This is a genomic window from Streptomyces sp. cf386, from assembly GCF_900103585.1.
In the GTDB taxonomy this organism is placed as follows: Bacteria; Actinomycetota; Actinomycetes; order Streptomycetales; family Streptomycetaceae; genus Streptomyces.
In genome coordinates, this window is the sequence record NZ_FNHV01000041.1 from 26,146 (window position 1) to 34,953 (window position 8,808).

Genomic DNA, 8,808 nt, shown 5'->3' on the forward strand with positions numbered 1-8,808 from the left:
TGATCGCTGGGTTTTCAGGCGAGGCTGAGGATCGCCTCGACCAGCAGGTCCGGCTGCTGTTCCTGCAGGAAGTGGCCGGCGTCGGGGACCGTCAGATGGCTCTGGCCCTTCGCGCCCGGGATGTGCTGCTGGAAGAGCTGCTCGAAGGCGCGCGTGATGTCCTCGTGCGCGGCGAAGGCGGTGAGGAAGGGCTTTTCGAAGGCTGTCAGCCCCGCCCAGGCCCGGCTCAGCATCGAGGCGGGCGGGTCGGCGGCGTCGAGCGGTACGAGGTGCGGGAACTGCCGTACGCCGGCGAAGTGCCGATGGGACGGGAACGGAGCGTCGTAAGCGGCCGCCTCCTCCTGGCTGAGGACGTGGGCGGTCTGGTTGAGAGCGCTGTCCGGGCTGCCGACGGCCCACGAGGCGGTCAGGTCCGGTGACTCGGACTGCTCCAGCCAGTGCAGGAAGGCACCGGCCGCGGGCGCGAACTGCTCCGGAGTGAACGAGGCCATGACCTCCGGTGCCGCCAGGCCGGTGTTGGCGGCGACGACGGCCGCGAAACGGTCGAGGGTGAGCCCGACGTGCACGAGGAAGAGGAACCCGCCCCAGTCCTGACCGAACAGGGTGATGTCCGCGAGGCCGAGCTGGTCCAGCCAGTCTCCGGTCCAGGCCACGTGGGACTCGTAGGTGTACGCGGCCCGGTCGACCGGCTTGTCGGAGCGGCCGAAGCCGATCAGATCGGGAACGAGGACGCGTCGGCCGGCTGCCGCCAGGCCGGGAATCATCCGGCGGTAGAGGTAGCCCCAGGTCGGCTCGCCGTGAGCGAGGACCACGACCGGTCCGTCGGACGGTCCTTCGTCGACGTAGTGCATCCGCAGGCCCTCGCCGACCGTGACGTACCGGGGCCGGTACGGCCAGTCGGAGAGGCCGTCGAAGCGCGCGTCAGGTGTGCGTTCGATGTCCATACGAGGAACCATAACAGTGTTTTTATTGCTCGACACCGATCGGTTTACCTGTGTCCTGGCTCTGACTCCGCGCTCGGCTGCTGACTTATCTGCCGCCGTCAAGGGTGGATTTGTAACGGCGTTGCAATACGCTGACGTCATGGCCAGACCCAAGACACATGACGAATCGCTGCGGCTCCGGCTTCTGCATCGCGCGGCCGCCACGGTTTTCGATCGAGGCGCGGCCGCGCTGAGCCTGCGGCAGCTCGCGGCGGACGTGAAGACCTCGACCACGGCGGTCTACTCGCTGTTCGGCAGTAAGGCTGGCCTGCTCAGCAGCCTGTATCAGGAGGCCGTGCGCCTCTTCGCCGAGCGTCTGGCCGCCGTCCGTCCGACGGGCGACCCGGTCGGCGACGTGATCCGTATCGGGCTGGCCTATCGCGAGTATGCCGTGGCCAACCCGCACCTCTATGCGATCCTCTTCTCCGACCGCGGCGCCCAGTGCCCGTCCGGTGCGGACAGGCCGCGTGAGGTCGTTGAGACGTACCGGCCCCTCGTCGACGCCGTGCGTCGCGGGCAGCGGGCCGGGCAGTTCGGTTCCGCGTCCGACCCTGAGGTCGTCGCGCTGTCGGTCTGGGGTATGGCCCACGGCCTGGTCTCCCTGGTGCTGTCCGGGAACGAGCCGCCGGGGCTCGCGGTCGCCGATTGTTACGAGCGGGCGCTGCGGGCGTTGGTGACGGGGTGGCGGGACAGCGAGGAGCCGGCTGGGGGGCTCGCGGCCCTGTAGGGGCTGTCTCCGGGGTGGCGCAATTCGGGCCCGCAACTCGGGCTTGCGTGTGGAAACCGATCAGTTTACGGTGGTGAAACTGATCGGTTTCTCGCCGTGGAGGCGCGGCGAATCCCGACCCGAGTCACTAGGAGCACGGATGACTGCCGCGCGCGACGCCGAGGGGCAACTACCGAGTCCCCGGCTTCCGGCGAAGCTGGCCGCCCACCCGTCGGTACAGGCCGTACTCGCCCGGCGCCGGGCCGGTGACGCTCCACGCCCACCGGCGGTGATCGACGCGGCCTGGCTGCGCGAGCTGTGTCTGGCGGCCGGTGCGGACGACGCGGCCGCGGTGAGCCTGGACCACCCCGACCTGGCCGGGGAGCGCGAGTACGCGCAGTCGGCGCTGCCCGGCACCCGTACCCTCATCTCGATGGCGGTCAGGATGAACCGCGACAACTGCCGCTCCCCGGCCCGCAGTGTGGCCAACCAGGAGTTCCACCAGACCGACGAACAGGCCAACCACGCCGCGCGCAGCGTCACCCAAGCCCTCCAGGACGCCGGGTACCGCGCACTTAATCCCTCGGTCGGCTTCCCCCAGGAGATGGACCGCTTCCCTCGTGAGCGGATCTGGGTGGTGGCGCACAAGACGGTCGCGGTGGCCGCCGGGCTCGGCGTGATGGGTCTGCACCGCAACGTCATCCACCCGAAGTTCGGCAGCTTCATCCTCCTGGTCACCGTCCTCGTGGACGCGGAGGTGAGCGAGTACGGGGAGGCGCTGGACTACAACCCTTGCATCGACTGCAAGTTGTGCGTCGCGGCCTGCCCGGTCGGCGCCATCGCCAAGGACGGCGCGTTCGACGCGCTGGCCTGCACCACGCACAACTACCGCGAGTTCATGAGCGGGTTCACCGACTGGGCGCAGACCGTGGCCGACAGCGAGGACGCCGCCGACTACCGCTCCCGGGTCACCGATTCCGAGAGCGCCTCCATGTGGCAGAGCCTGAGCTCGCCCCCCGGCTACAAGTCCGGCTACTGCCTTGCCGTCTGCCCCGCCGGCGAGGACGTCCTGGGCCCATACCTGGAGGACCGCAAGACGTTCATGGACACCGTGCTGCGACCGCTCCAGGACAAGAAGGAAACGCTCTACGTCCTGCCGGGCTCACACGCGCAGGAGTACGCCCGGCGCCGTTTCCCCCACAAGCCCGTCAAGGAAGTCACCGGCGGCTGGCAGCCCCCGGCGAAGCGTTCCGTGTCCATCGAGCGAGAGCAACGTACGTCATGAGTGGCATTCACCCTATCCGCGTCCTGCGCGCCAAACCTCTGTGGATAGCCAACGGCGTCATCACCGGCGTACTCGCGCTGCTGTTCGCCGTGTTCTACGTCGGCGCCAACATCGATCCGGTCGATCACATGACCAAGCTGCCCGTCGGCCTGGTCAACGCGGACGAAGGAGTGGGCCAGGTCAACCTGGGGGCGCGGATCACCGAGTCGATCGAGAAGTCCACCGAGAGCGAGGGCAAGATCGACTGGAAGGTGATGGGCGAGAAGGAGCTGAAGGAGGAACTCGGCAAGGGCAAGCTGTACGGCGCGCTCGTCGTCCCCGCCGACTTCACCTCCTCCATCACCGCCCTGACCGGCACCACGACCACCGGAACCCCGGCCCGCCCGACGCTGACGGTGCTCACCAACCAGTCGGCCGGCAGTCTGGGCTCCGGCCTGGCCCGGACGGCGACGACGCAGGCGGCCGAGAACGCCTCGCTCCACGTGGGCAAGGAGCTGACCGCGCAGATCGAAGCCGGGCAGGCGAAACTGCCCGCCGCGGCACGCGTGCTGCTCGCCGACCCGGCCGCCATCACCGTCGAGGACGGCCACCCGCTCGACTCGCACAGCGGCCTGGGCCTGACGGCGTTCTACTACGCGCTCACCCTCGTGGTCGTCGGCATGCTCTCTGCCAACGTCATCAGCGGCCAGGTCGACCACGCCCTCGGCTACACCCACAACGACATGGGCCCACTGCGCCTGCACCGCCCCCTGATCCGGGCGACCCGGGTGCAGACCCTCGTCATCAGCAGCACCCTCATGGCCGGACTGTCCCTGCTGATGGGGACCCTGGTCCTGGCGGGCGCGGTCGGCATCATGGGCATGGATGCCTCTCATCTGCCGCTGCTGTGGCTGTACTCAGTGTGCGCCATCGCGGTCACCGGGATCGGCGCGCTCGGCCTCCTCGCGGTCTTCGGCACACCCGGCATGCTGGTGGTCACGCTGGTCTTCATCGGGATGGCGGTGCCGACGTCCGGGGCCACCACCCCCATCGAGGCGCTGCCCGGCTTCTACCGCTTCCTTGCCGAGTTCGAGCCGCTGCGGCAGATCACGGGTGGCATCCGCTCGATCCTTTACCACGACGCCCAGGGCGACGCGGGTCTGACCCGAGGCTGGGTCATGATGGCGGTCGGCCTCGTGGCGGCCGCACTGTTCGGCTTCGGCGTACTGGGGTGGTACGACCGCAAGGGGCTGCACCGCATCCCGGTGGAGACGACGCCCGAGAAGACGGCGGCCCCGGCATAGCGCAAGCCACCCTGCGCATCCCCCAGGACGGGGCCATCACTCGGAGTGGCCCCGGTGTGTGTCGCCCTGCCGTGGACGGCGGGTACGCACACCACCAGGGCTCGGCGACGGTCTTCCCCCAGGCCGTCGCCGACGAGCCGGTCGTTGAGCCTCCGCGCGGACGCCACCCTGGAAACCGATCGGTTTTTATCTACTTCCCTTTGGGTTAACCTCGCGGTATGACCACCGAAGTGAAACAAAGCCCCAGGGAGCGGCTGCTGGAGGCGGCGGCCACACTCACCTACCGAGACGGCGTCGGCATTGGCGTCGAGGCGCTGTGCAAGGCGGCGGGAGTGTCGAAGCGCTCCATGTACCAGCTGTTCGAGAGCAAGGACGAACTGCTCGCGGCGAGTCTGGAGCGGCGTACTTCCGCCTACGTGGCGGCACTCCTGCCCGCGGCGGACGACGGCCGTTCCCCGAGGGAGCGGATCCTGCACGTCTTCGAGCAGGTGGAATCGCAGTCGGGCGCGCCCGAGTTCTACGGCTGCCCCTTCCTTGCCGCGCAGATCGAGCTCAAGGACCAGAGTCACCCCGCGAGCCGGGTCGCCCATGGGGTCAAGGAGAACCTGACCGCCTTCTTCCGCGCCGAGGCCGAGCAGGGCGGAGCGAGCGATCCCGGCCTGCTGGCCCGGCAGCTCAGCCTGGTCTTCGACGGTGGCAGCGCCCGCGCGGGCATCGGCGCGGACCAGCTGACGGGGCTCATCGCGCCCACGGTGATCACCCTGCTCGACGCGGCGGGCGTGCGCTGACGGATCGCCCCTCCGGAACGCTTCCCCGCCTTCCGGCGTTCTGGGGGAGTCCAATAGCCGCAAGCGTGTTGCCGAGCATGCCGCAGGCGAAGAAGCCTGCGGTCCGGCCGGCATCGGCACCCAACGACAGGTGCACGGTCTCCCAGATCCTCATCCAGCCGGCTCGGACGACCTCGCCGGACTGGTCATCGCCCTGCGCCTCGGCGGCCGCCGCGGTGGCGCATCCCTGCATCTGCATCAGGAGCGTCTCGGGGCGCGTCGAGATCAGGTGCACGTAAGCGTCCGTCATGGCCTGGCGGGCCCGCTCGCCGTCCTCCACCCCGTCGGCCGCCCTCTGAAAAGCCAGGCGAGTGTCTTCCATGCTCCGCGTCAGGGCGGTGACGAAGATCGCCTTCTTGTCCGGGAAGAGCCGGGAGAGATACGGCTGCGTGACGCCGACCCGCCTGGCGATCGCCGCGGTGGCGGTGCCGTGGTAGCCGGCGATCGCGAACTCGGCGATCGCCGCGCGGATCACGCTCTCGCGCCTCTCCTGCGCACTGATCCTGCCCATGCCGTCCTTCTCCCTGCTTGAACTTGCACGCGGAAACCGATCGGTTTACAGTGACGGAAACCGATCGGTTTTTCAATGAGTGCGGGAGTCATGATGACGACAGATCGGCCGGTGGCACTCGTGACGGGTGCGTCATCCGGCATCGGGAAGGAAACCGCGCTCGCACTGGTCGCAGCGGGTTTCGACGTGGTCGGCACAAGCCGGGACACCTCACGCGTCACCCCGCTCGACGGTGTGACGTTCCTCGACCTCGACGTGGCCGACGACGCCTCGGTCGCCGCGGCGGTCCAGGAGGTGAGCGAGCGGTTCGGGCGGATCGACGTCCTGGTCAACAACGCCGGCGTCGGCTCGATGGGTGCGGCGGAGGAAACCTCTGTCGAGCAAGCTCAGGCTGTCTTCGACACCAACGTCTTCGGGGTCATGCGCATGGTGACGGAGGTCCTGCCGTACATGCGCGCCCAGAAACGCGGACGCATCATCAACATCTCGTCCGTACTCGGATTCATGCCCCAGCCGTACATGGCCGTCTACGCCGCCTCCAAGCACGCGATCGAGGGCTACTCCGAGTCCCTGGACCACGAGATCCGGGAACACGGCATCCGGTCGCTTCTCGTCGAACCCGCCTACACCAGGACTGGATTCGAGGCCAACAGCGCGAAGCCGGACGTACCCCTGCACGCCTACGCGAAGCAACGGCAGACCGTCGACCGTGTGTTGGCAGAGGCAGTCAGGGACGGTGACGCACCCGCCGTCGTCGCCAAGGCGATCGTCGCGGCGGCGACCGACGCCAGCCCGAAGCTGCGCTACACCGCCGGCTCTTTGGCCGGACGCGTGAGCACACTGCGCCGTCTCGTTCCCGCCCGGGCCTTCGACAAGCAGATCCGCAAGATCAACCGCCTGGCCGGCTGACGCGCAGGTTCACGCGGAGTCGGCCACCCGGCACGACGGTCACCGCCCACCGGCCCACCCTTCCGGACAACTGCCCCACCCCAACCAGACAGAGGAAACCTTGATGCCAGAGCGCGATCCCATCCTGATCACCGGTGCCGCCGGCGAGATCGGTGGTGTGAGCCGGATGATGGTCGACATGCTGCTCGAACAAGGGCACCCCGTTCGCGCGTTCGTACGGCAGGATGATGAACGCGCCTACTCGCTCCGCCAGGCCGGGGCGGAGGTCTTCGTCGGTGACCTGCTCACCATCGCCGACGTGACCGCCGCGCTGAAGGGCGTCCGGCGCCTCTACTTCAGCATGAGCCTGTCGCCGTACTACACCGACGCCGTCAGCCTGATGGCCGCGGCGGCGCGGGCCCAGGGCGACATCGAGGTCTTCGTCAACATCTCCGAGTACGAGCAGTCGTTCATGACCTTCGACCACATGACCGCGCCGGAGGAGGAGCGGCGCGCGCGGCTCGGCGGAATCGTCGCCGACTGGTCGCCGCAGCAGCGGGCCCACTGGGTCGCCGAGCGGGTGCTGGAGTGGTCCGGCCTCCCGACGGTCAACATCCAGGCGGGCTTCTTCGTCGAGAACCCCATCATGACCTGGCTGGCCCTCAGCTCACTGGCCGACGGTGAACTGCGCCTGCCCTTCGCCGACCACCGGCTCGCACCCATCGCCGGTCACGACGTCGCGGAACTGTGCGCGAAGATCCTTGTCGACCCGGAGCCGCACATCTCCAAGTCCTACGCGCTCACCGGCCCGGAGTTCAAGGACATGCACGGGATCGCGGAGGACTTCGCGGCCGTGCTGGGACGCCCGGTCACCTATGTTCCCGAAGACATCGAAACCTGGAACAAGACCTACGTGGACACCCACATGTCCGCGTACCCGCACATCGCGGAGCACCTGAAGACCCTGACCCGGATCATCGGCCGCGGAGGATACGGCGGCATCACCGGCGAGCTGGAAACCCTGCTCGGACGCCCGGCGAAGACCGTGCGGTGGGCGCTGGAGAACCACCCGCGCATCCGGAAGCTGGCGGCTGCCTGAGTCTTCGGCCGGGCATGGTGCGCCCGGCCGCAGCCCTGACGGTCCTCCGAAGGTCCCGGCGCAGCCCGAACGAACGCCGTCAACATTTTGCACGTAGCGCCCACTCTGCACGTACTGCACATCGACATCGTGTCCGATTTGTGGAGGGCGGGCTTCTGAGCTGCGGTTTCCTTCCGTGTGTTTTTGTTGCACATGTTTCCGATGACCCATCATGTCGAGTGCGTCGCGATCCTTGAGTCTACCGAGAAGGGCCACTGACCTGCGGTTTTGCCTGGTGTGCATTATGTGCGCTGTGGGCGTTACGGGCGATATCTTGACGCACGAGCGACGCACGTGACGCACGTCTGACGCACGTCTGACGCACATTCTGATGAGGCATCAGGCGTATGAAAGCCGCCCGTGTCCCCCAGGTTCACCTGGGGGACACGGGCGGCTTTCATACGCCGGCGAGAGCTTCGGCGCGGACCGCCGTGGCGGTCGCGGTGTCCGCTGAGCCGGACGTCGTGGGTTCCGTACCGCGTGGTGTTCCGCACCTGAGTTGCGATGGTCCTGTGGCTCTTCATCTACGACAACGCCGAGGCCAGATCCGCGGTCGCCGCAGCGATGGACCAGGTCGGCGAACAGCGGTCCCGCATGCTTGCTGAGCAGGACGACGAGCGAGAGGCGACCTGGCGCGAACGCGCCCTGAACGCTGACGAAGCCCTCAAGGTCGCCCACTACGAGATCCTTGCCCAGCGCATCCGGATTGGCGAGCTCCTTGGCCAGATGCGCGACTTGGAAGCCGAGTGGACCGAGGAAGCCATCCAGCGGATCACTACGGAGAACACCAACCTCAAACAAAGAGTCCGCCAGCTCACCGCCGACAACCGCACCCTCGACGAGCGACTTACAACGGCTAACACAATGAGGTGCATCGGCGCTGATCGCCGTGTCCGAGGCGGTATTTGCGCGTTCGGCCGGTTGTGGGGAGATCACCGTGGATCGTGTCCGACGAGCTGTGGGACCGCTTGGAGCCGCTGCTGCCTCAGCGTGAGCGGCGCTTTCGGCATCCGGGCCGCAAGCCGTTGCCGGACCGCGAAGTGCTCTGCGGGATCCTGTACGTGCTGCACACCGGCATCCAGTGGGAGTACCTGCCGCAAGACCTCGGCTTCGGCTCGGGCATGACCTGCTGGCGCCGTCTGCGGGACTGGAACGAGGCCGGCGTCTGGCAGCGGCTGCACGAGGTC

At 68.0% G+C, this 8,808-nt stretch carries 9 protein-coding genes; 7 read left to right on the plus strand and 2 right to left on the minus strand.

Features of this window, described 5'->3' with window-relative positions:
• Window positions 1-14: 14 nt before the first annotated feature.
• Complete coding sequence (locus BLU79_RS46540) at window positions 15-944, minus strand: haloalkane dehalogenase (RefSeq protein WP_093912127.1); 930 nt, start codon at window positions 942-944, stop codon at window positions 15-17.
• Between the two features lie 139 nt (window positions 945-1,083).
• Here BLU79_RS46540 and BLU79_RS46545 point away from each other — a divergent pair, with 139 nt between their 5' ends.
• The 4 genes from BLU79_RS46545 (at window position 1,084) to BLU79_RS46560 (ending at window position 5,045) form a co-directional block, all read left to right on the plus strand.
• Complete coding sequence (locus BLU79_RS46545) at window positions 1,084-1,710, plus strand: TetR/AcrR family transcriptional regulator (protein WP_093912128.1); 627 nt, start codon at window positions 1,084-1,086, stop codon at window positions 1,708-1,710.
• Between the two features lie 139 nt (window positions 1,711-1,849).
• Window positions 1,850-2,974: a 4Fe-4S binding protein gene (locus tag BLU79_RS46550; protein ID WP_093912129.1), complete on the plus strand. Its 1,125-nt coding sequence runs from the start codon at window positions 1,850-1,852 to the stop codon at window positions 2,972-2,974.
• The gene (locus BLU79_RS46555) at window positions 2,971-4,257 is read left to right on the plus strand and encodes an SNG1 family protein (protein WP_093912130.1); all 1,287 of its coding nucleotides are present in this window, start codon (window positions 2,971-2,973) and stop codon (window positions 4,255-4,257) included. The genes BLU79_RS46550 and BLU79_RS46555 overlap by 4 nt, the downstream gene beginning before the upstream one ends.
• A 218-nt stretch (window positions 4,258-4,475) precedes the next feature.
• Window positions 4,476-5,045: a TetR/AcrR family transcriptional regulator gene (locus BLU79_RS46560; RefSeq protein ID WP_093912131.1), complete on the plus strand. Its 570-nt coding sequence runs from the start codon at window positions 4,476-4,478 to the stop codon at window positions 5,043-5,045.
• Here the strand turns inward: BLU79_RS46560 and BLU79_RS46565 are convergent.
• Entirely contained in the window at window positions 5,014-5,595 is a 582-nt protein-coding gene (locus BLU79_RS46565) for a TetR/AcrR family transcriptional regulator (RefSeq protein WP_093912132.1), read from the minus strand. The genes BLU79_RS46560 and BLU79_RS46565 overlap by 32 nt on opposite strands.
• 93 nt (window positions 5,596-5,688) lie before the next feature.
• On the opposite strand from BLU79_RS46565, the gene BLU79_RS46570 reads away from it, so the two are divergent.
• From BLU79_RS46570 to BLU79_RS46585, 3 genes are all read left to right on the plus strand, one after another.
• Window positions 5,689-6,504, plus strand: coding sequence for an oxidoreductase (locus BLU79_RS46570; RefSeq protein ID WP_218137848.1), 816 nt, complete (start codon window positions 5,689-5,691; stop codon window positions 6,502-6,504).
• Window positions 6,505-6,607: 103 nt separating this feature from the next.
• Window positions 6,608-7,582: an NmrA family NAD(P)-binding protein gene (locus BLU79_RS46575; RefSeq protein WP_177001469.1), complete on the plus strand. Its 975-nt coding sequence runs from the start codon at window positions 6,608-6,610 to the stop codon at window positions 7,580-7,582.
• Window positions 7,583-8,544: 962 nt separating this feature from the next.
• Window positions 8,545-8,808 (plus strand): transposase (locus tag BLU79_RS46585; RefSeq protein WP_143052605.1); only part of this gene is annotated, 264 nt, incomplete at its 3' end.